We start from the raw sequence: 13,881 nt of genomic DNA on the forward strand, positions 1-13,881 counted from the left end.
GTTTCAACGCGCAATCCCCATTAAAAGCGGCTAACGCATTCCATGGCTACGGTTTTAAATGACATGAAATCCTTACAGGCACTCAATCGGGATGCTGCCCGCTCGCGTAAGAACGTGACGAAAATATCGTATATCGCCATCGCCTCCTCATATTCACTTTTGCTAATGGCCAGCAGGAAAATAACGTGAGCCGTCTCCTCTCCCCACTGAATACCCTGGGGCGCCAGCACCGTATAGACCACCGTCTTTTGCGCCAGCAGGCCCAGCGAGTGCGGCAGCGCGATCCCCTCACCCAGCATGGTGCTGACAATCGCTTCACGTTCCACGACCGAGTCGAGGAAATCCGCATCCACAAACCCTTCCCGCTGAAGCTGGGCACAAAGCGTAGTGAACAACATTTGTCTGTCTAACGGCTGGTCGATAATCGTGAAATGCGAAGCATCGAAATACTTTTCCAGAATCCACGGCCGCGTTCTGTCCACCAGCACCAGTTTGCCGATCTGTTCAAGCTGGTAGTCCGTCGGGAACGGCGCGATGGTCACAATCGGCTTCTCTTTATCGCTGATCCTTGCCGTGGAGATAACAAAGTCTTCGCTAATGGCCTCGCACTGCTCATAGTCGCGCAGCGTCAGCGTACGGGTGACCTCAATCTGTGGATATTTGCGTTGCAGCACCGCCTCAATCATTCGCGCCATCGCGTTACCCGCATCGCACACCAGCATCACCCGCGGCTGGCGCTGATAGCCAATGTTGTAATGCCGCTCCAGCCCAACGCCGATGTGCAGCACCAGGAAGCCGACTTCGTTTTCGCTGATCACATACGGCGTATATTTCCCCCAACTGGAGACCGCGGCAAGCGTCATGTCCCACGCCATCGGGTAGTGCTGCTTGATGTTATCCAGCAACGGATTAGGGATCATGATTTGATAGCGCACCCGGGTGATCATGGTCTTGATATGGGTAAGCAGATCCGCATGTAACTGCGCATCGTTTTGCAGGTTGTAGTTATAGTGGGTGTTGATGTAATTGAGGATGTAATTGACCAGCGCTTCGTCATCGTCCGCACTGATGGCGCTGGGGGTAATGTCCTGCAACTGACGCCCGGCGATATGCACCCGCAGCCAGTGGACTTCCGAAGCCGCCAGCGGTTTTTCGGCAAGCTGTTGCAGCGCGGCGGCAATCTCGCGCGCAGCATCCCGCACGTTCTTGTCACCGTCTTCGGCGGTGAACTCTGACAGCGGAAACCCTTCGCTGATACGGCGTACCGCTACCGCACAATACAGGCGGATGAAGCGCTCGCCCTCATCGGTCAGCCGAATATGATGCCGGGTAAAAACATCGCGCAGAATCACCGCCAGTTGCTCCGGTATCCCTTTATTGAGCGCCTCTTCGGTGACAAGCGGGTTGCGGGCATTCTGCTGCGTCAGTTCCCAGAGTAAATCCGTCAGGCAGGCACGCAGCGCCATTTCGCTGCCGAACAACTTCATACCGTGACGCGGCCGGGTTTCCAGCGTCAGGCGATAGCGGGAAAACCACTCCCTCACCTCCGCCATGTCATTTTGCAACGTGGCGCGACTGACAAACCACTCGTCCGCCAGATCCTCCAGTTTGATGGAAAAGGCCGACGTCAGAAAACGCAGCAGAAGATGCTGTACCCGTTCCGCTCCGCTGCGGGGGATACGCAGCGTGCGCGGACGCTCTGCCTGCAGGGTCTGATAACGGCTGGCGTCGTCAATTTTTAGCTGATAACCGCTGCCACGGTTGAGGATAAACTGTGCCCCGTGGCTTTCCAGCAAAGCATTCAGCGCAGTGATATCAGCCCGGACGGTACGCGTGGAAACCGACAGCCGCTGCGCCAGTTCATCCTGCGGCAGCGTCTCGTTCTGCAACATCATAAACAGTTGCGCTAAACGTTGGTTGGGGAATCGCACGTCGTTGTCCTCTTAACATGGCTTTTCTCCCCCTCCCTGAGGGAGAGGGGCGGGGTGAGGGTGTGTTAACCCACTCGCTGTTGGGTTATCGCCAGCAACTGGCGGACATCCGCAGGGCGGGTATCGCCGCTTACCTTATCAATAATAGAACTATAAATATGAGGAATGATTTTACTCACCCCTGCGTCCAGTGCGATCTGCAAAATCTCACCAAAGTTCTCCAGATCGATACCGCCCGTCGGCTCCAGCCAGAAGTCATAACGCGCGCACGCTTCCGCCACCGCCTGGTACTCTTCGCGACATTTCAGGCCGCCCATCGGGAAATATTTAATCGAACTGCCGCCCATGTCTTTGAGCAGTGCAATCGCCGTTTCCACCGGGACGATGCCGTCCGCCACCTGGCTGCTGAGCGGCCCGGTAGAGATTTTGACCAGACCCGGCGTGCCCGTTGGCGACACCAGACCGTTCACTACGGTCGCGTTCTGACCGAGCAGCGCACGGCTGGTCGCCACCCCGGTAAAGACCTGGTTAACATGCTGCGGCTGTACTTCACGGGAGATGGCGCTCACCATCGCCGACTGGTTCGGGTCCCCTGCCCCCAGGCCCACGGAGAGGGCATTGTCGATACGCGCCGCATACTCCCGCATATCTGCCACCGCGCTTGCCACATCCGGGTAGTTTTTGGAGAGCACCCCCACCAGCACATGACCTTCTGCGGCCTCGTAAATAGCGCTGGCGTTCTCTTTGCTCCCCGCCAGCACATTCAGGCAGACACGGTCATGGTAAAAATTGGGCGTCAGTTTCATGCGCGGGGCTCCTTATTCAGTTCTTCGGCGATACGGTTCGCCACAATGTCCAGTTGTTCAGCGCTCACGCTGCGTACATCGGCTTCGATGATCCCTTCATTGGCTTTGTAGCCACGGAAATAAATGGCGTATTCCCCCTGTTTCAGGGCACTGACCAGCTCGCCGGTGGCAATGCCGGTGATCGCTTCATCAAACTTGATTTCGCTACGGGCGATATCACGACCGGCGCTGTCCCACACCACGCGGGCGCTGACGCCGTTGAGGGTATTCAGCCTGTCGATAAACGGCGTCATTTTGGCGACCATCTCTGCGCCGCTCTCTTTGGTGGCGCTCAGGTAGTGCTCAATGGCACATGTCAGCCCGAGGATACCCTCTTTGCCCACTTTCATGGCGCGCCCGATCCCCGCCGTCTGGCGTTTGACCCACTCCACGTACTGTGTTTTGCCGATGACCAGCCCGCTGGTTGGCCCTTCGATCGCCTTCGCACCGCTGTAAATCACCAGATCTGCCCCGGCACGGTAATAGCACTGCAAATCTTCTTCCGCCGCCGCATCCACAATCAGCGGCAGGTTGTGTTTACGTGCCACTACCGCCGCCTGTTCCACACTCAGCATGCTTTTTTGTACACAGTGATGCGATTTGATGTAGAGGATTGCCGCCGTGCGCGGGGAGATGGCCGCCGCCAGTTGGTCGGCAGAGCACTCGTTGGCATAGCCTGCTTCAACCACCTTTCCACCGCCCAGCGCCACCATGGTGCCCACCGGGGCGCCAAAGTTGACGTTATGGCCGCGTGGCAGGACGATTTCGTTGTTCTCAATCGGCGTGCTGTGCAGGTTTTCCAGCAACCAGTCGCTATCTTTCACCAGTACCGCCGCCACCGACTGGGCGATCCCCGCCGAGGCGCAGGAGACGACCGTCGCCCCTTCCACTTCCAGCAGCTTCGCAATGTAGTCGCCGGTTTTGTTCACCAGATCTTTCATTTCGAAGTAGTGATTCATGCCGTTCAACACGGCCTCAGCGACTTCCGGGCGCGGTGTGGAAACCCCCAGCATCGTCATGCGCCCGGAGGCGTTAATCACTTGCTTTAACTGATATTTTTCATAAATCGAAGACATGTTCCGCACTCCCTTGTTCGGTCATATAGCCCTTGCCTGCGCGAATAGCGGCAAGCGGCGTGAGTAACAGGTCGGCCTGCAGGGTGTCGTTTTCCGCGTCACGAAAGAGCGCGGGCTGACGGCGCAGGTCGAAAATGGTCAGGTCGGCGTCATAGCCTACGGCAAGCCGGCCTTTGCGACGCAAACGCAGTCCGTCGGCGGCATGGTCGGTCACACAGGCAATCACCTGTGGCAGCGACATGCCAATAGCCAGGAATTTGGACATCACTTTCGCCAGCGAGAAGACCGGGCCGTTGATCCGGTTGCGGCAGTAGATATCAGAACTGATAGTCTGCGGCAGAATGCCAAGGGCAATAGCCTGTTTTGCGACGGCAAAGCTAAAACTGGCGCTACCGTGGCCGATATCCAGACGCACGCCGCGCGCAATGGCACGCGTGATAGAGGCACGCAGTTCGCCGGATGGCGTCAGAATGCGGTTGGGTTTGCCGTTATAGCAGTGGGTGATGATGTCGCCGGAAGTCAGCAGATCGGCAATCTCATCCAGGTTCGGTGGGTTGTTACCGATATGAACCATCAACGGCAGGTCGCCGTTCTCTTGCTGGATAGCTTTGGCGCGCTCTAGTGGCTTAATGCCGTTCTCACCGACGACGCTACTGCTCATACGCGCTTTCAGGCCGACAATAAAATCCGGATGGCGTTTCACCGCGTCGCGCGCGGCATCGGCGTCAATATTCGCCATGTTTGCCAGTTCGTTTTGCGCGATCAGCCCAACGCGGGAGATATTCAGTAGCGCATAGACCTCGGTCACCGCCTTACGGGTAATGGCATAAAAGTCATCAATGTCGTCTGCCCCCGTACTTCCCGCATCAATGACCGTGGTCACCCCCGTCGCGATACCGACGCTATCCGGCTGGTCATTGTAAATCGGCGATTTGGAGTAGCAATGGACGTGGGAGTCAATCCAGCCCGCACTCACATAATGCTCACCACCTAAATCAACGGTTTTCATCGCCGGGCCGCTAATGTCGCCCAGCGCCGCGATGTTACCGTTTTCGATGGCGATATCCGTCACCGTGTCATCCACCAGACGCGCCCGGCGCAGGAGTAAATCAAACATGCGAATCTCCAGTGATAACGGGCGCTTACGCGCCCGGTCAGATCAAAGTGCAATCGGGAAAATGGAGCCCAGCAGCATCGCCCCGAGGATAGCGCCCCCGGTAATCGGTTTTTGCCAGAGGTAGAACAGCAGCGCGCCAATCAGAGAGCCGATGCCGATAGGAATCGACGCGGTCATCGCGCTGAGGATAATCAACGGGCCCAGGAAACGGCCGGAAGCATTGCCCGCCCCCATCATGACGTCCGCCCCGTAGGTGGAATCGCTCTGGTTGATGGTGAACTTACGCGCCAGAATGATGATGTAACCAATCGCCAGGCCAATCACCAGACCGGTCGCCAGCGAAGCGAGAAAGTTGGTCACCGGAAACATAATGCCCGCGCCCAGCAGTAGCGCAGGAACACCGAGGCCAACGCCGGTTTGAATCGCCCCGCCGATGTCCAGAATCCCCACCAGTGAACCTTCGATAATGCGGGCGAACAGGAAGCTCGCGCCAAAGGCCGCCACCGCGCCGTAGGCGCCGGTATCAATTCCCGATTTCAGCATCGCCACGAACGCCACTTCGTTAAAGGCACCGATGCCGTAGAGGTAGTACATATGGGTCCCGGCGAAGACGCCGGAAGAGAGCAGACCGACAAAAATCGGGAATGACCAGTCGGCGTACCAAAAACCTTTATTCTGTTCCATCATCGTTCCTTACTTGCCGCTGAGCGAGTTATGGATGAGCTCCAGCCAGTTCGGCGCGCTCAGGTGGAAGGACTGGATCATTTTCAGATCGAAGCCACGGAAGAAGGCGCTCAGGACAAACAGGGCCACAATGGCGCTCATCATCACTTTGGTGACGCGATGCCAGCCGCTCTCTTCCACACCTTTACCAATCAGAATACCCAGCACCAGGCCCGGCACGGCGTTACCCATGATGAGCTGCGCGGCACCGCCAAAAACGGTGGCCCAGAAGCCGGATTTTTTCCCCGCATCGATCGCCGCCAGCCAGAAGATCACCGGCATGACGGTGTTAACCAGCAGGTTCGCCGCAGGCACCAGAACTTTCACCGCCGTCACCTGTAGTGCCGCCGGAACGGAGGAGGCCGTCAGGTTAAGGAAGGTCACCACGATCATGCCGATCAGACCGCAGGCGATAGCCATCTTTTTCGGATCGTGGAGGGTTTCGCCGACGTTGCGGTTTTTCACCATCAACGCCGCCGCGCCCCAGTTCGGAATGATGCGATGATCAACGTCCTGAGTGAAGGAACCCGCCGCTACGGACGAGGCCCAGGCATTGAAGAAGAAACCTAACCCAAAGGAGAAGTGAGAAGCCGGATCCCCTTCACAGGAATTCAGCTCGCCGAGTGTACGAAATGCGCCCATCCCTTGCGTGGTTGGCGCATGAAACATGCGTGCAGCCCCAGCGCCTACCCCGACGCCCACAAGGCCGCCGATGATGAGCGATTTTATTAAAATTATCAGGAACATCAGTCTGCCCTTTTAGTCAAAATCAGCGTTGCGTGACGAAATCCACTTTGTCGAGATTGATGGCGGTCACGTTGACGGTGACATCCAGCTCCACGCTGTATGTCCGTCTTTCGCGGCGCAGAAAGAAGAACAAAAAAGCCTCTTTCCGCGTCGTTTCATGCGCATGAACAACCTGCACGTCCTGTGGCTCTATACGCAGTAAAATGTGCGGCGACGCTTTCATCACCGCGGCCTGAACATGGTTCAGCGCATCGGAAAACGCGCGCGCTTTCGCCTCGCCTTTCCCTTTAACCCTGACCGTGGTGGTGAACTGTTCTTTCATGGTTACGCGCCGTATTTTTTCTGCCACGCCTGCACCAGGCGCTCGCCTAACTCTTCTTTATCCATAAAGCCGAAACCCAGTACATTGCAGCCTTCGTTGATGGCGGTAACGCCCTCTTCAACCGAACGCATGCCGTATTTGGCTTTATAGCCGTGTTTGTTTTGCGCGGTGATAGCCCCCGCGCCGCCGCTGCCGCAAAACGAGATGCCGAACGTCGCGTTTTCCGCTTTCATCACATCGCCCAGCTTCATATCCGCCGCCACACCCGGCACCACCACGGCGCGCCCACCGGCTTTCTCAACACCTGCCGCCACTTTCTGGCCTTTACCCAGACGGTCGCCAATCACTACGGTAATCTGTTCCATTGTTCGCTCCTTATAGGTTGTCTTTTGCCACTTCGAAGTGCACCGACAGTAGCCAGGCTTCTTCTTCCGGGAGGTTGCCAAATTGCGCCACGACATCGCGGGCAAGTTGCATTGATTCAGGCGAGATTTCGTCAAACAGGCTGGCATCCACCTCCGGTAGCGGCTCGCCAGTCACTGACCGGTGCGCCATCGCACGGACATGCGAGGTCAACATCTGCTGCTGCACCGCGTTAGGCGTGATGTTGTGCTGGCTCAGCAAAGTGTATACCTGCGTGAGCATATGCCCGGCCAGGCTTGCCGTTTGTTCCGCCCCGTCTCCAGCGTCGTTCATTACCGCTCCGTTTTTCACTCGTCTTACCCCGTTAATGGCCTGGAATAAAACTAACGTTGCAGGTTAAGAGTTTGTAGCGAGGAGTTTTCCACTTTGAAGTGGAAAGCCGGGAGACTTTAGTGATCTGCGCCACATTAATGCGCCCATCCGGGGCTTTTCACTGTGCAGCGCTCACAGCTTTGATGGAAAAATGCGGAAAAACGGGGCTACGGGAGAATAAAAAAACGGTCAACATGAAGGGAAAAGTGTGACGAGATAAGGGTTCCTTATGAAAAAGGATCAAAGGGTCGTTTTTAGCGCCTGCAAAAAGTAGTCGGTAAACGAAGAGACGATCGGCAGCAGCGGCCTGATCGGTAAGCGCAGCAAATGCATGGGGCGCGGAGGTGGCAGGTAGTCTGGCAGCACCGGACAGAGACGGCCGTCGTCGATATCCTGTTGTAACGTCAGAACAGAGTGCTGCACTATTCCCAACCCGGCGAGCGCCGCCTGGCGTATCGCTTCGCCAGAATCGACCATCAGACGCGGTGTAATCGCAATCTCCAGCTTCCCGGACGGGCCTTCCAGTTGCCAGCTATGATCCGAGCGCCACTGGCTGAAACTGATGCAATGATGCTGCCTCAGATCTTGTGGCGTGAGCGGCGTGCCGTGGCGTTGCAGGTATTCGGGGGAGGCGGCGAGGATCATACGATACGGCGGAAGCGGAATGGCGACGATCCCGTCATCGTTGATATTGCCAATGCGTATCGCCAACTGGAAGCGCTCTTCAATCAGATCCACTTTCCGATCGGTCAGCACCATTTCAGCATCGACCCCAGGATATTGCTGCAAAAATCGCGACAGGATGGGGGTGAGAACGCGCTGGCCAAAGGTCACCGGCGCGCTGATACGCAGCATGCCCGCGACATTGTCATACAGGTGGTTTGCCAGCCCGTCCGCCTCACGAATGGTGGCGAGAATCTGCAGGCCATACTGGTAAAAACGCTGGCCGGCATCCGTCAGCCCTTGTCGCCGGGTCGTCCGGTGAAGCAACTGGCATCCCGTTCTGGCTTCCAGTTCGCGCACATGTTTACCCACCATCGCCGGGGTGATGCCCAGCTCTTCCGCCGCCGCGGTGAAGCTGCCGCAGGTTACCGTGCGGACAAAGGACTCAACGCATTTTAAGTAATCCATTCACCACCCCAATTCTAAACCCTGGCTATCAAATCAAAATAACAGAGTCCACTTTATCCGCCCATAACAGGGAGGAATAATCGTCACATTACCCTCTATTAGGTCATTTTATTATGCAATCACTGGTTTTCGATGAGTTTGGATCTGCCGACGTGTTGTACTTGCGAGAGAGCGCTACGCCGCAGCCAGGGCCGGGCGATATTCTCGTTGAAATTTCCGCGGCCGGGCTTAACTTTGCCGATGTCTATCGGCGACAGGGACGCTATCCTCTTGCCGGAGACGCCCCCTGGACAGCGGGTTATGAAGGGGCCGGGCGCGTGGTGCAGGTCGGTGCGGGGGTCAGCGGCTGGCAGCCGGGGGATCGTATTGGCTTTACCGATGTGCCGCTGGCACATGCCAGCCACGTTATCGTGCCGCAAACCCATGCTATTCACCTTCCCGACTGGCTTAGCGAGGCGCAGGCCGCCGCCGTGCTGTTGCAAGGATTAACCGCTGATTACCTGATCCACGATGTATTGCCAGTGTTGCCGGGGATGCGCGTTGCCGTACTGGCCGCTGCCGGTGGTGTTGGGCGGCTACTGACGCGGATGCTCGTCCACCGGGGTGTTCAGGTGCTTGCCGTAGCATCAAGCCAGGAGAAGCAGGCCATCTGCCTTGCCCACGGGGCGGAAATTGCGGTGGGTTATGACACCTGGCAGAAACAGGCCGCAGGCTGCGATATCGTTTTTGACTCCGTCGGCAGCACCCTGTTGCAAAGCCTCGAAGCCGTGAAAGAAGGCGGTCGCGTGGTGCTGTTTGGTATGTCAGGAGGAAAAATTCCGGCCGTGGATCCGGCTGATTTTTTACTGAAATCCTCCGGGGTGCTGGGGGCCGATCTGTGGACATACTTGACCTCGCGGGAGCAACGTCAACGGCGGGCGGATCGCCTGTTCGGGCTTATCAAAGAGGGTCACGTTTCGCTGCCCGATATCACCGCGTTTTCACTGAGGGAAGGGGCAAAAGCGCATCGTTTGCTGGAGAACCGGGAATTTAGCGGGAAGATCGTACTTGTCCCGTAGCGGGGAGAGAAGCGGGGCATTTGCCCCGCTTCGGGATAGTTAGCGGAACTTCTTGTGGTTGCTGTTGCGGGTGGCTTTAAAATCTTCAGCCGCCGCTTTTGCTTCTTTGACTTTGCCTTCGTTCGCCAGTTTCAGCGCGCCGTCGATCTGACCAATCAGCGTTTGCATCCCCTGGTGGTAGTCTTTCATTTCAGGGCTGTCCGGCGCTTTACCTTCCAGCTTCGGCGGTGTCGCTTTTTGCGCATCTTCGGCAGCCGTGCGCATTTTGGTTAACGCATCTTTAATGGTGGCGGCATCATCCGATTTTTCGACAACCTGGAGATTTTTGTTGAGGGTGTCCATGTCATCTTCAAGGTCGGCAGCAAAGACATGTGCCGAGCCCAGGACAAGGGTAGAGACAGCTAACATCGCCAGCAGTTTTTTCCGCATTGCTCACTTCCTTTTTTATTATTAAAAAAAGCCATACCCTCAATAATTCGAGATTCAGGCAGCCGGAAAACGTGTGAATTCCAGCCGCTTACAGGAGTAAACGACCGGAGTGCGCACGTACAACCAACGCGCCTGTAACTTGAAATATGGCGGGCATTACTGACCGGCGATTTTCATCTCCGGTAACAACACTGAACCACACTGGATATTACTACGTGTTTCGATATCGTCAGCAATCGTAACGATATTACGCCACATATCTTTCAGATTTCCTGCAATGGTGATCTCACTTACCGGGTACTGAATTTCACCGTTTTCCACCCAGAACCCCGCCGCACCGCGGGAGTAGTCGCCAGTAATACCGCTAACGCCCTGCCCCATCAGTTCGGTAACCACCAGACCGGTACCCATCTGCTTAAGCAATTGCTCAAAGCTCAGGCCGCGCCCGGCGATCCGCCAGTTGTGGATCCCGCCCGCGTGCCCGGTGCTTTTCAGCCCCAGTTTGCGTGCGGAGTAATTAGTCAGCAGCCACTGCGTTAATACGCCATCTTTGATGATGTCGCGACGCTCTGTGCGCACCCCCTCGCTGTCGAACGGCGTAGAGGCCAGCCCTTTCAGCAAATGCGGATGTTCTTCAATGGTCAGCCATTCCGGCAGAATTTGCTTACCCAGCGAGTCAAGCAGGAAGGTGGATTTGCGGTACACCGAGCCACCCGCAATTGCCCCGACCAGATGCCCGAACAGGCCAGTCGCCACTTCATGGCCAAAAATGACCGGCGCTTTCATGGTGGAGAGTTTACGCGGAGCAAGGCGAGAGAGCGTACGGCGCGCGCACTCTTCCCCCACCCATTCAGGGCTTTGCAAATCGCGAATATCACGGCTAATGGTGTAAGCGTAATCGCGCTCCATATCCCCGTTCTCTTCGGCGATAACGCAGCTTGAGAGCGAGTGACGCGTGGAGGCATAGCCCTGCAGCATACCGTGGCTGTTGCCGAAGACTTTGACGCCGTAGTGGCTGTTAAAACTGCCGCCTTCGGTATTGTTAATGCGCTTGTCAGCTTTCAGCGCCGCCTGCTCTGCGCGTGAAGCCAGATCAATGGCTTCGTCTGGCGTCACCTCCGCCGGATGGAAGAGATCCAGATCCGGTGCTTCGAAGGCCAGTAGCTCTTTATCCGCCACCCCGGCAAAGGGATCCGGCGACGTGTAGCGGGCGATATCCAGCGCGGCCTGCACGGTGCGGGCAATCGCATCCGGGCTTAAATCGGTGGACGACGCGCTGCCTTTGCGATTTTGATGATAAACCGTAATGCCTAACGCACCGTCGCTGTTAAATTCTACGTTCTCCACTTCACCGTAGCGCGTGCTGACGCTGATCCCGGTGGTCTTGCTGACAGACACTTCCGCACCATCCGCTTTTCCGGAGGCCAACTCCAGCGCGGTAGAAACCGCTTCTTCCAGTGCTTTGCGTTGTTGTGCAACTTGTGTGATTACTTTCATCGCCAATGCCATAATTAGAGGAGAGAATCTTTGAAGTCTAACAGAGAACCGTTTTTCAGTGCGCCCCTTAACTGGTAACATTAGCCTCTTTTTTGAGGAACCTGAGATGACAAAGCAGCCCGACGACTGGCTCGACGACGTTCCCGGTGACGACATCGAGGACGAAGATGATGAGATCATCTGGGTCAGTAAGAGTGAAATTAAACGCGACGCCGAGGAATTAAAACGCCTGGGCGCAGAACTGGTAGACCTGGGTAAAAATGCGCTGGAGAAAATCCCGCTCGACCAGGATCTGCGCGACGCCATTGAACTGGCACAGCGCATCAAGATGGAAGGCCGCCGCCGCCAGTTACAGTTGATTGGTAAATTGCTGCGTCAACGTGACGTTGAGCCAATTCGCCAGGCGCTGGATAAGCTGAAAAACCGCCATAACCAACAGGTGGCGTTTTTCCACAAGCTGGAACAGATTCGCGACCGCCTGATTGAGGAAGGTGATGACGCCATTGCGGAAGTGTTAGGCCTGTGGCCGGACGCGGACCGTCAGCAATTACGTACGCTTATCCGCAACGCGAAGAAAGAGAAAGAAGGAAACAAACCGCCAAAATCCGCGCGTTTGATTTTCCAGTACCTGCGCGAGCTGTCCGAAGCCGCAGAGTAATATCCCCCGGATGTGCGGCTCGCCCCGCACATCGCTTTTCCTCTTCTCCCTGCCTTTTTGGCAACGCTTCCTTAACAGCTATCTGTTTGATAATCACAGTTTATTTAAGCTGAATCGTTAAAGCTAAAATCATCATGGTTCACAGATTTTATGCATTAGCTTTCATGCTTACATAGATAAAAGCGATCAATCGCAGACTTTTGATCACTCAATTGCGCTTAATTACACCAGATGAAACGGATCACATTTTTTAGCGTCAGCAATTATTAGATTTCAGGGGTCATGAAAATAATCGATTCAGCAAAAAAGGAATAAAAATGAAGAAAGCCCTGGTGTTATCAACCCTCGCTCTGCTTATCTCTGGCAACGTCTGTGCAAAAACATGGTTGCTGACAAGCGCTGAAAGCGGCGTAGAACAAGGAAACTGGCAGGTCACCAGCCAGCAGCTGAAAATTAAAGATCAGACTTTCAGCATTGAGCAAAAAGTTCTGCACGGCGGCAAGCAAGAAGGCAGTAAAATCATCACCATCAGCAGCCAGAATGGCCTGACAATCACCCTGAGCCCGACTCGCGGCATGAATTTGCTCCGTGTTGAAGGTTTTGGCGTGCGAATGGGCTGGGATTCACCGGTAAAAGAGGTGGTTAACCCGGCGTATATGAATCTGGAAAGCCGCAATGGTCTGGGGTGGCTGGAAGGATTCAACGAAATGTTGGTGCGCTGCGGCTATGAATGGACCGGCCATCCGGTCACCGCTGACGGGCAGATTTATACCCTGCACGGCAAAGTGGGCAACACCCCGGCCTCACAGGTTTCCGTGGATGTCAGCGAGAAAGCGCCGTATGAAATTCGCATTCGTGGGCTGGTAAAAGAGAGCACCTTCAAAAAAGCCGATCTGCAAACCGAAATGGAGCTGAGCTATATTCCGGGCAGCAACAGCTTTACCCTGCATGATGTGCTGACCAACCATGCTGATTACGCGCACGATTACCAAATCATCTACCACAGCAACTTCGGCACGCCGATTCTGGAAGAGGGCGCGCGCTTTATCGCCCCTGTTGAGAGCGTCAGCCCGTTCAACGATTACGCCAAAGCCGGGCTGAAAAACTGGCAAACCTATAGCGGGCCGACCAAAGGCTTCGATGAAATGGTATTTAACTTCAAACCACTGGCTGACGCGCGTAAAGAGACCGTGGCGGCGGTAATTAACAAAGCTGGTGATAAAGGGGCGGCCATCAGCTTTAACACCCAGCAGTTGCCGGTGCTGACGCTGTGGAAAAATACCGACACCCTGAAACAGGGCTATGTGACGGGGATTGAACCGGGTACCAGCTACGCCTATCCGGTGACCATTGAACGCGAACAGAAACGCGTGAAGAAACTGGAACCGGGCCAGAGCACCCGTTTCGACCTGACCTACACCCTGCTGCACAACGCAAGCCAGGTGAAGGATGTGGAAAAACGCGTCGCTGATATTCAGGGAGCTAAAGCACCGCAGATCATCGACACGCCAATCGCCAAAGAGTAAGCATAAAAAAACCGCGCCATTCCCATCAGATGGCGCGGTTTCCTGAACATCTCATCTCAACATCTAAGCAATCCCGCTCTTTGGTC

General features: G+C 55.8%; 15 protein-coding genes. 3 read left to right on the plus strand and 12 right to left on the minus strand.

Annotated features, from left to right (window positions below; all coding sequences use genetic code 11):
- Window positions 1-20: 20 nt before the first annotated feature.
- The 10 genes from MRY16398_RS25545 to MRY16398_RS25590 all read right to left on the minus strand — a co-directional run bounded on the left by MRY16398_RS25545 (window position 21) and on the right by MRY16398_RS25590 (window position 8,627).
- Window positions 21-1,931: a BglG family transcription antiterminator gene (locus MRY16398_RS25545; protein WP_125125451.1), complete on the minus strand. Its 1,911-nt coding sequence runs from the start codon at window positions 1,929-1,931 to the stop codon at window positions 21-23.
- A gap of 65 nt (window positions 1,932-1,996) precedes the next feature.
- Window positions 1,997-2,737, minus strand: coding sequence for a 2-dehydro-3-deoxy-phosphogluconate aldolase (gene dagF, locus MRY16398_RS25550; RefSeq protein WP_125125452.1), 741 nt, complete (start codon window positions 2,735-2,737; stop codon window positions 1,997-1,999).
- On the minus strand, window positions 2,734-3,852 hold the full coding sequence (locus MRY16398_RS25555; RefSeq protein ID WP_125125453.1) for a DgaE family pyridoxal phosphate-dependent ammonia lyase: 1,119 nt from the start codon (window positions 3,850-3,852) through the stop codon (window positions 2,734-2,736). Before MRY16398_RS25555 ends, dagF begins: the two co-directional genes overlap by 4 nt.
- Window positions 3,836-4,969 (minus strand): amidohydrolase/deacetylase family metallohydrolase, encoded by a 1,134-nt coding sequence (locus tag MRY16398_RS25560; protein ID WP_039077743.1) that lies wholly within the window; start codon window positions 4,967-4,969, stop codon window positions 3,836-3,838. Before MRY16398_RS25560 ends, MRY16398_RS25555 begins: the two co-directional genes overlap by 17 nt.
- A gap of 42 nt (window positions 4,970-5,011) precedes the next feature.
- Complete coding sequence (locus tag MRY16398_RS25565; RefSeq protein ID WP_125125729.1) at window positions 5,012-5,653, minus strand: DUF4310 family protein; 642 nt, start codon at window positions 5,651-5,653, stop codon at window positions 5,012-5,014.
- Window positions 5,654-5,662: 9 nt separating this feature from the next.
- Window positions 5,663-6,439 carry a DUF4311 domain-containing protein gene (locus tag MRY16398_RS25570; RefSeq protein ID WP_039077745.1) on the minus strand — a complete coding sequence of 259 codons (777 nt, stop codon included), beginning with the start codon at window positions 6,437-6,439 and terminating at the stop codon, window positions 5,663-5,665.
- A 22-nt stretch (window positions 6,440-6,461) separates the two neighbouring features.
- On the minus strand, window positions 6,462-6,761 hold the full coding sequence (locus MRY16398_RS25575; protein WP_039077746.1) for a DUF4312 family protein: 300 nt from the start codon (window positions 6,759-6,761) through the stop codon (window positions 6,462-6,464).
- Window positions 6,762-6,763: 2 nt separating this feature from the next.
- Window positions 6,764-7,126: an SFCGS family glycine-rich protein gene (locus MRY16398_RS25580; RefSeq protein WP_020456288.1), complete on the minus strand. Its 363-nt coding sequence runs from the start codon at window positions 7,124-7,126 to the stop codon at window positions 6,764-6,766.
- 10 nt (window positions 7,127-7,136) lie between these two features.
- Complete coding sequence (locus MRY16398_RS25585; RefSeq protein WP_075203554.1) at window positions 7,137-7,475, minus strand: PRD domain-containing protein; 339 nt, start codon at window positions 7,473-7,475, stop codon at window positions 7,137-7,139.
- Between the two features lie 261 nt (window positions 7,476-7,736).
- Window positions 7,737-8,627, minus strand: a complete 891-nt coding sequence (locus tag MRY16398_RS25590) for a LysR family transcriptional regulator (RefSeq protein WP_125125454.1) — start codon at window positions 8,625-8,627, stop codon at window positions 7,737-7,739.
- 113 nt (window positions 8,628-8,740) lie between these two features.
- Between MRY16398_RS25590 and MRY16398_RS25595 the strand changes: the two genes are divergently transcribed.
- Window positions 8,741-9,685 (plus strand): quinone oxidoreductase family protein, encoded by a 945-nt coding sequence (locus MRY16398_RS25595; RefSeq protein WP_172600688.1) that lies wholly within the window; start codon window positions 8,741-8,743, stop codon window positions 9,683-9,685.
- Between the two features lie 39 nt (window positions 9,686-9,724).
- On the opposite strand, the gene cybC is transcribed toward MRY16398_RS25595, so the two are convergent.
- Window positions 9,725-10,114 (minus strand): cytochrome b562, encoded by a 390-nt coding sequence (cybC, locus tag MRY16398_RS25600; protein WP_039077750.1) that lies wholly within the window; start codon window positions 10,112-10,114, stop codon window positions 9,725-9,727.
- A gap of 156 nt (window positions 10,115-10,270) precedes the next feature.
- On the minus strand, window positions 10,271-11,623 hold the full coding sequence (gene pmbA / locus MRY16398_RS25605) for a metalloprotease PmbA (RefSeq protein ID WP_039077751.1): 1,353 nt from the start codon (window positions 11,621-11,623) through the stop codon (window positions 10,271-10,273).
- Between the two features lie 94 nt (window positions 11,624-11,717).
- On the opposite strand from pmbA, the gene yjgA reads away from it, so the two are divergent.
- Together yjgA and MRY16398_RS25615 are read left to right on the plus strand one after the other, a co-directional pair.
- On the plus strand, window positions 11,718-12,269 hold the full coding sequence (yjgA, locus tag MRY16398_RS25610) for a ribosome biogenesis factor YjgA (protein ID WP_039077752.1): 552 nt from the start codon (window positions 11,718-11,720) through the stop codon (window positions 12,267-12,269).
- A gap of 317 nt (window positions 12,270-12,586) precedes the next feature.
- Entirely contained in the window at window positions 12,587-13,795 is a 1,209-nt protein-coding gene (locus tag MRY16398_RS25615; RefSeq protein ID WP_071193499.1) for an aldose 1-epimerase family protein, read from the plus strand.
- Window positions 13,796-13,881 lie beyond the last annotated feature (86 nt).

Source organism: Phytobacter sp. MRY16-398, assembly GCF_003925915.1.
Classification (GTDB): Bacteria; Pseudomonadota; Gammaproteobacteria; order Enterobacterales; family Enterobacteriaceae; genus Phytobacter; species Phytobacter diazotrophicus.